Here is a 13,506-nt window from a genome sequence, read left to right on the forward strand (position 1 = left end):
GACTACTTGATCAGCGCGGTCTGCTCGACGAGGTCGTTCTCGACCATCATCGCGACCAGCTCGGGGAAGGAGACCTTGGGCTCCCAGCCGAGGACGTCGCGGGCCTTCGACGGGTCGCCGATGAGGAGGTCGACCTCGGCGGGGCGCATGAACGCGGGGTTCTGCGTGACGTAGGGGGTCCAGTCGTCGATGCCGACGTGCTGGAACGCGATGTCGAGGTACTCGCGGATCTCGTGGGTCTCGCCGGTCGCGACCACGAAGTCGTCGCCCTCGGGCTGCTGCAGCATGCGCCACATCGCGTCGACGTAGTCGCCGGCGAATCCCCAGTCGCGCTTCGCGTCGAGGTTGCCGAGCTCGATGGTGTCCTGCAGGCCCAGTTTGATGCGGGCGACAGCGAGGCTGATCTTGCGGGTCACGAACTCCGGGCCGCGGCGGGGCGACTCGTGGTTGAACAGGATGCCCGACGAGGCGTGCATGCCGTAGGACTCGCGGTAGTTGATGGTCATGTAGTGACCGAACACCTTGGCGACGCCGTAGGGCGAGCGCGGCCAGAGGAGGGTCTCCTCGCGCTGCGGCACCTGCTGGACCTTGCCGAACATCTCGGAGGAGGACGCCTGGTAGAACTTCACGCGCGACATGTCGTCGCCGGCGTAGAGGCGGGTCGCCTCGAGGATGTTGAGCACGCCCTTGCCGGTGACGTCGGAGGTGAGGGACGCGTTCTCCCACGAGTACGCCACGAAGGAGATGGCGCCGAGGTTGTAGACCTCGTCGGGCTGGGCGACGGCGAGCACGCGGACGAGGCTCGAGACGTCGGTGAGGTCACCGGTGAGCAGCGTCACCTCGGGCACGACCCGGCGCACGAGCTCGTACTTCGGGTTGTTCTGCCCGCGGACCAGGCCGAAGACCTCGTAGCCCTTCGAGAGCAGCAGCTCGGCGAGGTAGAGGCCGTCCTGGCCGGTGATTCCGGTGATCAAAGCGCGGGGCACGTGGTGGTCCGTTTCGTCGTGGGTCGATGACAGCGGGCTACATACTACCCATCGCCTCCCGCGCCGTCCGGATCGGGACCGGCGGGGCGGCACCGCGCGCCGGTATCCTGACCCGTCTCGGACACGATTGGACGCCATGCCGGAACCGCTCCCCGTCACCCTCGCCGTGCTCACCGTCGACCCGGGCGGGATGGGCGGCGGGGAGACCTACGCCCGCGCGCTGACGCGCCTCCTGGTGCCGCGTCCCGGCGAGGAGGGACTTCGCGTGCGCGTGCTGGTGCCCGAGAACGCGCGCGGCTTCAGCGAGGGCGTCCCGGAGCAGGTCGCGGACGGAGTCATCAGCGGAGCGGGGCACCGCCGACGGGCGATCGGCATGCTGCAGGCGCTCGCGCGCACCGTGCGGCTGAGGCGGCGGCTGGATCGTGACGAGATCCTCTACTTCCCGTTCACGGTTCCGCTGCCGTGGCCCTCGCGGCGCCAGGGCCACGTGCAGATGCTGTTCGACCTCCAGCACCGCGACCTCCCCGAGCTCTTCCCCCGCGTCGAGCGCGTGTTCCGCCGCGTCGCCTACGAGGCGACGGCCCGCCGCGCCGACGCGGTCATCACGATCAGCGCCTTCACCAAGGGCCGCATCGTCGAGCTGCTCGGGATCCCGGAGGAGCGGGTGCACGTCTCGCACCTGGGCGTGGACACCTCGCGGTTCCGGGCGAACCTCGGCGAGCGCGACGACTTCGTCTTCTTCCCGGCGCGCGCGTGGCCGCACAAGAACCACGTGCGGCTGTTCGAGGCGATGCGGCTGCTGCGCGCCGACGGACACGACCTGCGCCTCGTGCTGACCGGTGGGGACCTCGACCGGCTGGGCGAGCTGCCCGACTTCGTGGAGTGGCACGGCCACGTCGATCCCGAGGAGCTCGCCGAGCTGTACCGGCGGGCGGCGGTGCTCGCGTTCCCCAGCCTCTACGAGGGCTTCGGCTTCCCGCCGATCGAGGCGATGGCGTCCGGATGCCCGGTCGCGGCGGCCGATGCCGGATCCCTGCCCGAGATCTGCGGGGACGCCGCCGTGTACGTCGATCCGCTCGATCCGCGCTCGATCGCCGACGGAATCCTCGAGGCGATCGCCCGACGCGAGGAGCTCGCTCCGCTGGGCCTGGCCCGGGCCGCCCGCTTCGACTGGGAGCGCTGCCGCCGGGAGCACCTCGAGGTGTTCCGCGCCGTGGCGGAGGGACGGCGCGTCCGCCGGGGATCCCGGCGCCGCCGGATCAGTCGCGCGGGTGCAGGAGGCGCCGCCAGCTGAGCCCCTGCGCGGCGCGCATGGCGCAGATCACCACGAGCAGCCAGCCGGCGTCGAGCAGGATCGAGCTCTCGGCGAGTCCGGTGACGACCAGCACCGTGAGCACCATCACCGGCCACACGTGCACGACCGCCTTGCGCTCGGACGCGATCAGCCAGGACCGCCACAGTGCGAGCCCGACGAGCGCCACGAAGAGCGCGGCGCCGACCACGCCGACCTGCAGGGCGAGGTCGAACAGGGCGTTCAGGCTCGATGAGTGCGGCCGGCCCGAGAGGTAGTCGATGGCGTTGAAGGGGTACATGTCGGTGCGCCAGTAGCCGACCCAGCCCCAGCCGATCAGCGGATCGAGGTCGGTGAAGCGCCACACCTGCTGCCACAGGGTGAGCCGGAACTCGAACTCGCTGCCCGCGTTGAGCAGGGCGATGATCCGCGAGCGGAAGATCCAGGCGGCGAGAGCGGCGGCGACGGCGACTCCGAGGGTGGCGTACTGCCGGGTCCGCCGGTGCTCGCTGTCTCCGCGCCGCACCCAGCGCAGTGCGAGAGCGACGACGGCGGCGACCACCAGCACCCCCGCGCTCACGGCCGACCGGGTGAAGAGCAGGGTGACGACGGCGAGGGCGAGGGAGGAGATCGCCGGGCCGCGCGCGACGGAACGGGTCATCAGCTCGACCGCGAACGTGACCACGGCGAGCAGGCAGACCAGTCCGAGCTGGTTCCGGGTGCCGACGAGGCCCTGGATCGGACCGCCGACCGCGAGCTGGCCCTCGACGCCGAGGAAGCGCAGCGGCCGGTCGATCAGCACGCCCGCCACCACCTCGACGGCGACGGAGGCGATCAGCACGAAGCGCAGGACGTCGCCGACCGAGCGGATGATCTGGATGATGTCGCGGGTCACCCCGATCGCGACGGCGAGGAACGCGAGCGCGAGCTGGTAGACGACACCCGAGACCGTCGACCACTGGTACCCGCTCCAGAGCACGCTCAGCGCGATCCACCCCAGGAACACGAGGATGCTGGTCGGCAGCAGCCCCTCCCAGTCGAGCATCCCGCGGCGCAGGACGATCATCGCCGCGGCGAGGACGGTCAGCGTGGCGATGGCCGCGATGTAGCCGGGCCAGCCGATCACCCCGCGGACGGCGGGCGCGCAGAGCACCACCACGAGGGTGGACTGGGCGAGGGCGGCCGCGAACTGCGGCGAGGCCACCGCGTCCGACAGGTACGGCGGGAGAGCGGACGGACGCCGGCCCGTCATCGCCCTGCGCGCTCGCCGGCGAGGGGGACGGGCTCGGCCGCCAGGGCCTCCTCCGCCTCGTTCGCGGGCTGCTTCGTCAGCACGGCGAGGGCGACGAGCAGGAGCCAGCCGCTCTCGATCAGCAGACGGCTCTCGGCCAGCGACTGCGCGAGCAGGGCGACGACGATCAGGAGCGGAGCGAGAGAGAGGGTGGAGTAGGGGAGCGCGGCGGTGGCGCTGCGGCGGGGTCGGTCGACGGCGCGGAACCAGGAGCGCCAGAGGGTCGAGACGACGAGCGCCGTGAAGAGCACGAGACCGACGGCGCCCAGCTGGAACCAGACGTCGAGCGCGGCGTTGTGGGCCTGGAGGTAGAGGACGCCCTTGCGCTCGGCGAGCGTGTCGAACGGCGCGGCCCAGGGCGCCCAGTAGCTGACCCAGCCCCAGCCGAGCACCGGGCGCTCGGCGGCGAGGGCCGCGACCGCGCTCCAGATGTCGAGGCGGCCGGTCGCGTCCTCGCTCTTGCCCAGGAGGGCGAGGAGCGCACCCCGGCCCGCGAGCAGACCGAGGGCGAGCACCGCTGCGACGGCGGCCGCGGTGAGGTACACCGGCCGGCGTCCGTCCTCGCCCCGGCGGCGGGCCCAGAGCGCGAACACCGCGGCGAGGGCGACGGCGACGAGGCAGAGCAGCACGGTCGACGAGCGGGTGAGCAGCAGGGTCGCGGCGAACACCAGCGCCCACACGACGCCCCAGCGCCGCCGGACGGTGCGCGCCGCGAGCTCGAGGAGCACCACGACGAGGCCGAGCAGGGCCGCGAACCCCAGCAGATTGCGGTTGCCGACGATGCCCTGGATCGGGTCGCCCGTGAACAGGGCGGCCTGCGACCAGTAGAAGGCGTCGGGGATCCGGCCGCTCGCCGGGAGGTCGATGACGAGGGGGAGCACGCTCTGCCGCACGACGACGGCGACCACCAGCTCGAAGAGGAGCGAGAGGCCGACCGTGATCCGCAGGGCTCGCCCGAGAGCGGTGACGAAGGCGCCGGTGCCGAGCAGGAGCCCGAGGGCGACGCCTCCGAAGGTCGTGGCGAGTTGCGCGGTGACTCCGATCGCGCTCGCACCGGGGTACGCGGACCAGAGCAGCGACAGGACGACGAGGCACAGGAACGCGAGGAGCGACTTGGGCGTGCGGCTCCAGAGCAGCCTCGGCCGCTCGCGCACGACGACGACGACGACCGCGACGAGGAGAGCGCCGACGACGAGGCCCCAGCCCCACCACCCGGCCAGGTTCCGCAGGGCCTGCCCGGAGATCAGGACCGTCAGCACGGCGACCGCGAGCACCCGGGGAGCGGAGGGCGCGGCACGACGGATCATGGCGATCAGTCTAGAGAGGGGCCGCGCAACTGCGGATCAGACGAACGCCGCCGTCCCGGTGATGGCGCGGCCGACGATGAGAGTGTTCATCTCGCGGGTGCCCTCGTAGGAGTAGAGCGCCTCCGCGTCGGCGAAGAAGCGGGCGACTCCGTAGTCGAGGACGATGCCGTTGCCGCCCATCACCTCGCGGCACCAGGCGACCGTCTCCCGCATCCGCGCCGTCGTGTAGGCCTTGGCGAGGGCGGAGTGCTCGTCGCGCTGCTCGCCCGCGTCGAGCATCTCGGACACCCGCGTCGCCAGAGCGATGCTGGCGGTGATGTTGCCGATGCTCTTGACGAGCAGGTCCTGCACGAGCTGGTGGCCGACCAGCGGCTTGCCGAACTGGACGCGCTCGCGGGCGTAGCGCAGTGCCGCGTCGTAGGCGCCGATCGCGACTCCGATCGCCTGCCACGCCACCTCGGCGCGCGTCAGGCGCAGCACCTTCGCGGTGTCGCGGAACGAGTTCGCGTTCTGCAGGCGGAGCGACTCCGGGACCCGCACGCCCTCGAGCACGATGTCGGCGTTCTGGATCGTGCGCAGGCTCTGCTTGCGGGCGATCGCGGTGGCACGGTAGCCCGGCGTCGAGGTCGGGACCAGGAACCCCTTCACCTGCTGATCGGCGACGTCCTTGGCCCAGATCACGGTGATGTCGCTGAACGTCGCGTTGCCGATCCAGCGCTTCTCCCCGTCGAGGACCCACTCGTCGCCCTCGCGCCGCGCCGTCGTCCGCAGGCCCTGGGCGGAGTCGGAGCCGGACTGCGGCTCGGTCAGCCCGAAGGCTCCGATCACCTCGCCCGACGCGAGCCTCGGCAGCCATTCCGCGCGCTGCTCGTCCGAGCCCGTCACCTGGACCGTGCCCATCACGAGCCCGTTCTGCACGCCGACGTAGGTCGCGATGCCCGCGTCGACCCGACCGAACTCCAGCGCCACCCAGCCGCGGAAGACCGCGGAGTTCTCGATCGCCCGGGTGCCGGGCCACGACAGTCCGATCGCGCCGGTGGCGTGGATGCCGGGCACCAGGTGGCGGGGGAACTCGGCGCGCTCCCAGTAGTCGTCGGCGATCGGGCGCACCTGCTCCTCGAGGAACGAGCGCATGCCCGCGAGGAGCTCCTTCTCGGCGGGGGAGAGGCTCCCCGCGAACCCGTAGAAGTCGGCCGCCAACGTCTCGAAGATCGTGCTGTCCATGTGCTCCGTCGCTCCCTCGCTCGAGCCGGGCCGCCCCTGTGTTCCAGCGGCGGCGACGCGGCTCCCGCCAGCGTACGAAGACCACGCCGTCGGGGCACGAACGGTGGAGGGGAGCGCCAACCCGGTGCCCGCGACCAGCGGTCGCCGTTGTGGATCCTGCTACCGTCGCAGCGGAGCGGCCCCGGCAGGGTCCGGACGGCGCGGCTCCCACTGCTCCCCGGACGGAAAGGCCCGCCCCGTGTTCATCCCGATCGGCAACACCCCCCGCGACTACGCCTGGGGCTCCTCCACCGGCATCTCCGACGCGCTCGGCACGCCGGCCTCGGGCGGCCCGGAGGCGGAGCTGTGGCTCGGTGCACACGCCGGATCGCCGTCGAGGATCCTCGAGCCGGACCGGGTCGGCGCCCGCACCCTCGCCGACTTCATCGCCCGGGAGCCCGAGGCGGCGCTCGCCGGAGTGCAGGGCTCGGTCGACCCGGTCTCGGGCGAGCCCCGGCTGCCGTTCCTCCTGAAGATCCTCGCCGCCGGCGCTCCTCTCTCGCTCCAGGCGCACCCCTCGGCCGAGACCGCGCAGCGCCGTTTCGTCGAGGAGGACGAGGCGGGCATCGCGCGGGAGGCCGCGAACCGCAACTACAAGGACCCGTTCCACAAGCCCGAGCTGATCTACGCGCTGAGCGAGAGCTTCGACGCCCTGTGCGGCTTCCGCGATCCCGAGAGCACGCGCTCGCTGCTCGCGGAGCTCGCCGCCCGTCTGCCGGACGCCGGCGCCGACGCGGTCCTCGCGTTCGCGGCGACCCTCGACGGGGAGGCCGAGCAGGTCCTCCGCGGTGCCGTGTCCTGGCTCCTCGCCGACGGCGACCGCGCCGAGGTGGCGGCGCTCGTCGACGCCGTCGTGCGCGCGGCCGCCGGCGACGAGCGGCTCGAGCTCCGCACCGTGGGCGACCTCGCCGACAGCTACCCGGGCGACCCGGGGATCGTCCTCTCGCTCCTGCTGAACCGCGTGCGACTCGCCCGCGGCGAGGTGCTCTACCTCCCCGCGGGCAACATCCACGCGTATCTGCACGGCACAGGGGTCGAGCTGATGGCGGCGTCCGACAACGTGCTGCGGGGCGGGCTCACCCCCAAGCACATCGATGTGCCCGAGCTTCTGGACGTGCTCGAGTTCTCGCCGCTGCCGGTGCCCTACCTCGCCGCCGAGGACGCCGCTCCCGGACTCCGGATCTACCGCCCCGACGTGCCGGACTTCGTGCTCGCCGTCATCGAGCCCGTCTCGGAGGACGCCGTCGAGCTGGCCCTGACCGGGCCGGCCATCGCGATCGCGACCTCGGGCGCCTTCGTGCTGCGCGGGGCGGAGGGGGAGGCGCGCGTCGAGCGCGGCGCCAGCGTCTTCGTCACTCCGTCCGAGGGTGGGCTCTCGGTGACCGGCACGGGCACGCTCTTCGTCGCGACGCTGTAGGACGCGGCACCCCCGGCGGCGGCGCGCGTCAGGACGCCGCGGCGCAGGCGAAGGTCCGCCGGTACGCGGCCGGCGTCGTCTGCAGCACCCGCACGAAGTGGTGCCGCATGACGGCGGCGGTGCCGAAGCCGACGCGTCCGGCGATGGTCTCGAGGGTCAGGTCCGTCTCCTCGAGCAGCTGCTGGGCGCGCAGGAGCCGCTGCCGGTTGAGCCAGGCGAGCGGAGTCGTGCCGAGGTCGGCGCGGAACCGCCGTGCGAAGGTCCGGGGCGACATCAGCGCCCGCCGGGCGAGCGTCTCGACCGACAGCTCCTGGTCGAGGTTGTCGAGCATCCACTCCGTGACCTCGGCGAAGGAGTCGGCCCGCACCTCGGGGACGGGGGTGCGGATGTACTGGGCCTGCCCTCCGTGGCGCTGCGGCGGCACCACCATGCGCCGCGCTACGACGTTCGCGGCGGCGGCCCCGCACTCCTCCCGGACGATGTGCAGGCACGCGTCGATGCCCGCGGCCGTGCCGGCACTGGTGACGATCCGCCCCTCCTGCACGAAGAGGACGTCGGGATCGACCCGGACCGCGGGGAAGCGCTCGGCGAGCTCCTGCGCGTGCATCCAGTGGGTCGTCGCACGCCGACCGTCGAGCAGTCCCGCCTGGGCGAGCACGAACGCACCGCTGCAGACGCTCAGGATCCACGCCCCCCGCTCGTGCGCGCGGCGCAGCAGGGCCAGGACGCGCTCGTCGACGGGTCCGCGCGGGAGTGCCGGGATCGCGATCAGGTCGGCGCTCTCGGCCGTGTCGAGACCGTCGAGCACGATCGTGTCGAGGCCGAGGCTCATGGGCACCGGACCCGGATCGGCGGTGACGACCCGGAAGTCGAAACGCGGCCCGCCCTGCTCGCTCCGGTCGATCCCGAAGACCTCGCAGACGACCCCGAACTCGAACGGGGCGAAGCCGGGCAGCGCGACGAGGGCGACGGAGTGGAGCACGGTGGCAGGATAGCGCTCGGCGTCCCGTTCCTGCCAGTCCTGCGCCGTCGTACCGCGCCGATAGGGTAGCGACGGCGCCGAGCGCTGACGTCGACGGCCGACGTGGATCACGAGGAGGACGCACATGGCATGGCTGGTCACCGGAGGAGCCGGGTACATCGGGGCGCACGTCGTCCGGGCCTTCTCCGAGCAGGGCATCGACCCCGTCGTCATCGACGACCTCTCGTCGGGCCACGCCTCGTTCGTGCCCGAGGGCGTCCCCTTCTACCGCGGCTCGATCCTCGACGAGGCGCTGCTCGACCGCGCCTTCGCCGAGAACGACATCGAGGGGGTCGTGCACGTCGCGGGCTTCAAGTACGCGGGCGTCTCGGTGCAGCGGCCGCTGCACACGTACGAGCAGAACGTGACCGCGACCCTCCGGGTCCTCGCGGCGATGGAGCGCGCGGGCGTGTCCTCGATCGTGTTCTCCTCCAGCGCCGCGGTCTACGGAGCGGTCGACGTCGAGCTGGTCACCGAGGAGACCCCCAAGAGCCCGGAGTCGCCCTACGGCGAGACCAAGCTGATCGGGGAGTGGCTCCTCGCCGACGCGGGGCGCGCGTGGGGCGTGCGGCACGCCTCGCTCCGCTACTTCAACGTCGTCGGCTCCGGCTACCCGGACGTGTACGACACGAGTCCGCACAACCTCTTCCCCCTCGTCTTCGAGGCGCTGCTGGCGGGTCGCACGCCGCGCATCAACGGCGCCGACTACCCCACGCCCGACGGGACGTGCGTCCGCGACTACATCCACGTGGCCGACCTCGCCCTCGCCCACGTCGCCGCGGCCCGCCGCCTGGCGGCCGGCGAGCCGATCGAGCCGGTCTACAACCTGGGCAGCGGCGACGGCGCCTCGGTCGGCGAGATCATGCGCGCCATTGCCGAGACCACCGGCATCGCCTTCGAGCCCGAGACTGCTCCCCGCCGTCCGGGCGACCCGCCGCGCATCGTTGCGTCGGGGGAGCGCGCGGCGCGCGACCTCGGCTGGGAGATGCGCCACTCGCTCTCCGACATGGTCGAGAGCGCCTGGAGCGCGCGGAGCGCGGCGACCTCCTGACCGACGGCACTCCGGCGTCACGCTTGCGACACGCCGGAGTGTCGTGAACCCTCCACGGGTTGTTGAGGGTTTACAGTCTGCGACTTGACCTCAGCGAATGACACCGATGTAATTACGTGGGCGGCGCCTCCGGGAGGAGCGGGTCGCCGTTCATCGGTACCGGCGGGGTAGGAGACGGCATGGCGATTCCCGACAGCGTCGGCGGAGCGGACCGTTTCTCCGAAGCGGACCACGCCGCCGCAGCAGACCGTCTCTCCGGAGCAGCAGGACGCGCGGGAGTGCCCGACGACTGGTTCGTCGACCCGATCCGCCTGGGCGTGCCCGGCGTCCGCCCCGGCATCGTCACGGAGAGCGAGGCGCCCGGCGGTGCCCTCTCCTGGCAGGCCGACTCGCTCTGCGCGCAGACCGACCCCGAGGCGTTCTTCCCCGAGAAGGGCGGCTCCACCCGCGACGCGAAGAAGATCTGCACGTCCTGCGAGGTGCGCTCCCAGTGCCTCGAGTACGCGCTCGAGAACGACGAGCGCTTCGGCATCTGGGGCGGGCTGTCCGAGCGCGAGCGCCGCAAGCTCCGACGCCGGGCCTGAATTCCGCCCCCTGCTCTTCGCCCTCCCGGCGGGGCACGCTCCGCCGAGGCTGCGCGTGCTCGCTACCGCAGGGGAGGTGGGGCACGCTCCGCCGAGGCTGCGCGTGCTTGCTGCCGCAGGGGATGCGTGGCACGGATCCGGCTCGGGTCGAGCATGGCTGGTGCCGCTTGCGCGATGGGGCGTGTTCCGCTCAGGTTGTGCGTACTTCTCGGTCGCACGCCCGGGAGCCGGAAGGGCTCGGTGCGTCGGCGCAGGCGATCGGCCGCCCGGAGCAGCGTCCGCGTCGGCTCGCTCCCTGGTGATCAGCGGCGGGCGGTGACGGGGCTCCCTCGAGGAGGGGGCGCCGGCGAGCGGGCGCGGGGGGCGGGGCGGCGAGCCGCTGGCGGGTGGTCCGTCGGCATCGCCTAGGGTGGTCCGCGATGTATCCCCGAGTAACCGCCGTCCTCGTCGCGCGCAACGGCGCAGCGTATCTGGAACGCACCCTCGCGGCGCTCCGAGCACAGACCCGTCAGCCCGACGCGACCGTCTTCGTCGACGGGGGCTCGAAGGACGCCACGGGCGAGCTGCTCGCGGGGTGGGGTCCGTCCCAGCTGGTCCAGGTCTCCGAGAACCTGCCCTTCGGCCAGGCCGTCGCGCGCGCGGTGCGCGTGATGCAGCCTCCGCGGGGCGAGGACGAGTGGCTCTGGCTGCTCGCGCAGGACTCCGCTCCCGAGCCCGGGGCGCTCGCCGCGCTACTCGGCGCCGTCGAGGTCGCCCCCTCCGTCGCGGTCGCCGGCCCGAAGGTCATGGACTGGACCCGGTCCGGCTACATCCGCAGCTACGGCGAATCGATCACGAACTACGGCACCACGGTCCACCTCGTCGAGGACGAGCTCGACCAGGGGCAGCACGACGCCACTCCCGACGTCCTCGCGGTCGCCGCGGGCGGCATGCTCGTGCGCCACTCCCTGTGGGAGGAGCTCGGCGGGTTCGACCCCGGTCTGCCCGTGGTCGACGACGCCCTCGACTTCTCGATCCGCACCCGCCTGGCCGGGCACCGCGTCAGCCGGGTGCCGGACGCGCGGGTCACGACCGCCCGCATTGGCCTGCAGCGCCCCGACGGCCGGCGCATCGACGGAGGGGAGCGCCGCCGCGCGAGGCAGCACCGCACCGCGCAGCTGCACCGCCGCCTCGCGTACGCGCCCGTGGCGCTGCTCGTCCTGCACTGGCTCTCGCTCGTGCCGCTCGCCGTCGGGCGCGCGGTCGTCCGCCTGCTCCGCAAGCAGCCGGGACTCGTCGGCGGCGAGCTGCTCGCCGCGGTCGTCGTCGCCTTCGGCGCCACGAAGGTGCTGCGGGCGCGGAAGATCCTGCGCTCCTCGAAGAACGTGGGCTGGAAGGCGATCGCGCCGCTGCGGATCCCGCTGGACACCGTCCGCCAGCTGCGCTCCGTGCGGCACGACGCCGTCCGGGTCCAGGCGAGCCGCGAGCGGCACCCCCTGCACTTCTTCCAGAGCGGAGGGATCTGGGTCGTTCTCGCGGCAGCGCTCGCGGGTCTCATCATCTACACGCCCCTGATCGCGGCACCCGCCCTGAGCGGGGGCGGCCTGCTGACCCTCTCGCCCACGGTCGCCGAGCTGTGGCGCAACGCGGCCTACGGATGGCGCGACCTCGGCTCCGGCTTCATCGGAGCGGCCGATCCCTTCGCCGCCGTGCTCGCGGTGCTGGGGTCGATCACCTTCTGGTCGCCGAGCTACGCGATGGTGCTGCTCTACCTGACGGCGCTCCCGCTCGCCGCGATGGGCGCCTGGCTGATGGTCGCGCGGATCACGCCGCGACCCCTCGCCCGGGCGTTCGGCGCCATCGCGTGGATCCTGGCCCCCGCGTTCTACGCAGCGCAGGCCGACGGGCGGCCGGGCCCGATCCTGGTGCACGTGCTGCTGCCGTGGCTGTTCTTCGCCGGCTTCGGCGCGTACCGCTCGTGGTCCGCCTCCGCCACCGCGTCGCTCCTCGCCGCCGCCGTCGTCGCCTGCGCTCCGATCCTGTCGCTGCCGCTGCTGGTGGTGTGGCTCGTCATCCTCGCGACCTCCGGACGCCGCCTCGGCCGCTTCGCCGGCCTGCCGATCCCCGCGTTCGCCCTGCTGTTCCCCCTGGTCGTCGCCCATGCGCCCCGCGGGAACTGGTTGGCCGTCCTCGCCGACCCGGGAGTGCCTCTGCCCTCCGTCCGGGCGGACTTCTTCTCGCTCCTCGCGGGCGTCCCGGCGGGGCTGCCGGGCGACTGGACCGGCTTCCTCTCGGACCGGCTCGGCATCGCCGAGGCGGCCGCTCCGCTCGCGACCCTCGTGCTCGTGCTCCCGCTGATCGTCGCCGCCCTCGGATCCCTCCTGCTGCCGAACAACCTCCCCGCCCTGGGCGGAGTGGGAGTCGCGGCCGCCGGCCTGCTCACCGCCTCCCTCGCCCAGGGGATCCAGGTCGCGACCGCCGGCTCCGAGTCGGTGGCCGTGTGGAGCGGTACCGGGCTCAGCCTCTACTGGCTCGGCCTGGTGATCGGCTTCTCGCTGTCGCTCGGTGCTCTGCCCTCGCTGCGCCTGGTGACCGCCCTCGTCGTCACGATCACCGCCGCTCTCGCGGTCGGTCCCTTCGCGCTGGCGTTCCCCGCCTCCGACGGCTCGTCCATCGCGAGCACCTCCGATCGATCGCTCCCCGCGTACGTCGCGGCCGAGGCGCAGAACGACCCGCGCGTCGGCACGATCGTTCTGGTGCCGCAGGACGACGGCGGGATCCTCGCCCGTCTCGAGCGCGGCGCGGGAGCGACGCTGGACCAGCAGTCGACCCTCGCCGCGACCGGTGCCGAGAGGACCGACGAGATCGACGAGCTCGCCGGGAACCTCGTGTCGCGCTCCGGCTACGACGTCGAGGGGGCGCTCGACGAGCTCGGCGTCCGCTTCGTGGTGCTCACCGACGCCGACGACACGCAGGCGGGCGACGCGGCGTCGGCCGTGCAGGCCCGTGCCGCGGTCTCGCTCGACGGCAACCCCGCGTTCTCGGCGGTCGGCGACACGAACTACGGCCTCCTCTGGAGCGCCGTCGACCCCGACGACCAGCGCGTGGAGGCCGCTCCCGAGGACGTGGTCGGCCCCTTCGGCATCGCCTACACGACCGCTCTGCTGCTCGTGTTCCTCGTCGCGGTCCTGCTGGCCGTCCCCACGGGGATGTCGCTCGAACGCGCCCGGTCGGGTGCCGCCGTCGCGGGCATGGACGACGAGCCGGGCGAGGCCACCGGCCAGTTCGACGACGGGACCGACGATGTCTGATCCCC

The 13,506-nt window shown here is 72.8% G+C and carries 10 protein-coding genes; 5 read left to right on the forward strand and 5 right to left on the reverse strand.

Annotated features, from left to right (window positions below; translation table 11 throughout):
• Positions 1-2: 2 nt before the first annotated feature.
• Positions 3-986 carry a GDP-mannose 4,6-dehydratase gene (locus tag AC0CID_RS00765; protein WP_251944200.1) on the reverse strand — a complete coding sequence of 328 codons (984 nt, stop codon included), beginning with the start codon at positions 984-986 and terminating at the stop codon, positions 3-5.
• Positions 987-1,122: 136 nt separating this feature from the next.
• Here AC0CID_RS00765 and AC0CID_RS00770 point away from each other — a divergent pair, with 136 nt between their 5' ends.
• Complete coding sequence (locus tag AC0CID_RS00770; RefSeq protein WP_465225442.1) at positions 1,123-2,280, forward strand: glycosyltransferase family 4 protein; 1,158 nt, start codon at positions 1,123-1,125, stop codon at positions 2,278-2,280.
• Here AC0CID_RS00770 and AC0CID_RS00775 read toward each other — a convergent pair.
• From AC0CID_RS00775 to AC0CID_RS00785, 3 genes are read right to left on the reverse strand one after another with little or no spacing between them, the layout of a single operon-like run.
• Complete coding sequence (locus AC0CID_RS00775) at positions 2,246-3,529, reverse strand: O-antigen ligase family protein (protein ID WP_465225443.1); 1,284 nt, start codon at positions 3,527-3,529, stop codon at positions 2,246-2,248. The two genes, AC0CID_RS00770 and AC0CID_RS00775, sit on opposite strands and share 35 nt — an antisense overlap.
• Complete coding sequence (locus AC0CID_RS00780) at positions 3,526-4,875, reverse strand: O-antigen ligase family protein (protein ID WP_465225444.1); 1,350 nt, start codon at positions 4,873-4,875, stop codon at positions 3,526-3,528. The genes AC0CID_RS00775 and AC0CID_RS00780 overlap by 4 nt, the downstream gene beginning before the upstream one ends.
• A 36-nt stretch (positions 4,876-4,911) precedes the next feature.
• Positions 4,912-6,099, reverse strand: a complete 1,188-nt coding sequence (locus tag AC0CID_RS00785; protein WP_465225445.1) for an acyl-CoA dehydrogenase family protein — start codon at positions 6,097-6,099, stop codon at positions 4,912-4,914.
• 238 nt (positions 6,100-6,337) lie between these two features.
• Here AC0CID_RS00785 and manA point away from each other — a divergent pair, with 238 nt between their 5' ends.
• Positions 6,338-7,555 (forward strand): mannose-6-phosphate isomerase, class I, encoded by a 1,218-nt coding sequence (gene manA, locus AC0CID_RS00790; protein WP_465225446.1) that lies wholly within the window; start codon positions 6,338-6,340, stop codon positions 7,553-7,555.
• 28 nt (positions 7,556-7,583) lie between these two features.
• Here the strand turns inward: manA and AC0CID_RS00795 are convergent, their stop codons facing one another.
• Positions 7,584-8,537: a GlxA family transcriptional regulator gene (locus AC0CID_RS00795; RefSeq protein ID WP_465225447.1), complete on the reverse strand. Its 954-nt coding sequence runs from the start codon at positions 8,535-8,537 to the stop codon at positions 7,584-7,586.
• A gap of 124 nt (positions 8,538-8,661) precedes the next feature.
• Here AC0CID_RS00795 and galE point away from each other — a divergent pair, with 124 nt between their 5' ends.
• The 3 genes from galE to AC0CID_RS00810 all read left to right on the forward strand — a co-directional run bounded on the left by galE (position 8,662) and on the right by AC0CID_RS00810 (position 13,501).
• A complete protein-coding gene (gene galE, locus AC0CID_RS00800) occupies positions 8,662-9,627 on the forward strand; it encodes a UDP-glucose 4-epimerase GalE (protein ID WP_465225448.1) in 966 nt (321 codons plus the stop codon).
• Positions 9,628-9,806: 179 nt separating this feature from the next.
• Positions 9,807-10,211: a WhiB family transcriptional regulator gene (locus AC0CID_RS00805; protein WP_465225449.1), complete on the forward strand. Its 405-nt coding sequence runs from the start codon at positions 9,807-9,809 to the stop codon at positions 10,209-10,211.
• Positions 10,212-10,630: 419 nt separating this feature from the next.
• Entirely contained in the window at positions 10,631-13,501 is a 2,871-nt protein-coding gene (locus AC0CID_RS00810; RefSeq protein ID WP_465225450.1) for a glycosyltransferase, read from the forward strand.
• Positions 13,502-13,506 lie beyond the last annotated feature (5 nt).

Source organism: Rathayibacter sp. AC451 (assembly GCF_979253095.1).

Bases quoted from the DNA above. Each gene is read 5' to 3' on its own strand.
- AC0CID_RS00770 (WP_465225442.1), top strand. From the start codon at position 1,123: ATGCCGGAACCGCTCCCCGTCACCCTCGCCGTGCTCACCGTCGACCCG.
- AC0CID_RS00775 (WP_465225443.1), bottom strand. From the start codon at position 3,529: ATGACGGGCCGGCGTCCGTCCGCTCTCCCGCCGTACCTGTCGGACGCG.
- AC0CID_RS00780 (WP_465225444.1), bottom strand. From the start codon at position 4,875: ATGATCCGTCGTGCCGCGCCCTCCGCTCCCCGGGTGCTCGCGGTCGCC.
- AC0CID_RS00785 (WP_465225445.1), bottom strand. From the start codon at position 6,099: ATGGACAGCACGATCTTCGAGACGTTGGCGGCCGACTTCTACGGGTTC.
- galE (WP_465225448.1), top strand. From the start codon at position 8,662: ATGGCATGGCTGGTCACCGGAGGAGCCGGGTACATCGGGGCGCACGTC.
- AC0CID_RS00805 (WP_465225449.1), top strand. From the start codon at position 9,807: ATGGCGATTCCCGACAGCGTCGGCGGAGCGGACCGTTTCTCCGAAGCG.
- AC0CID_RS00810 (WP_465225450.1), top strand. From the start codon at position 10,631: ATGTATCCCCGAGTAACCGCCGTCCTCGTCGCGCGCAACGGCGCAGCG.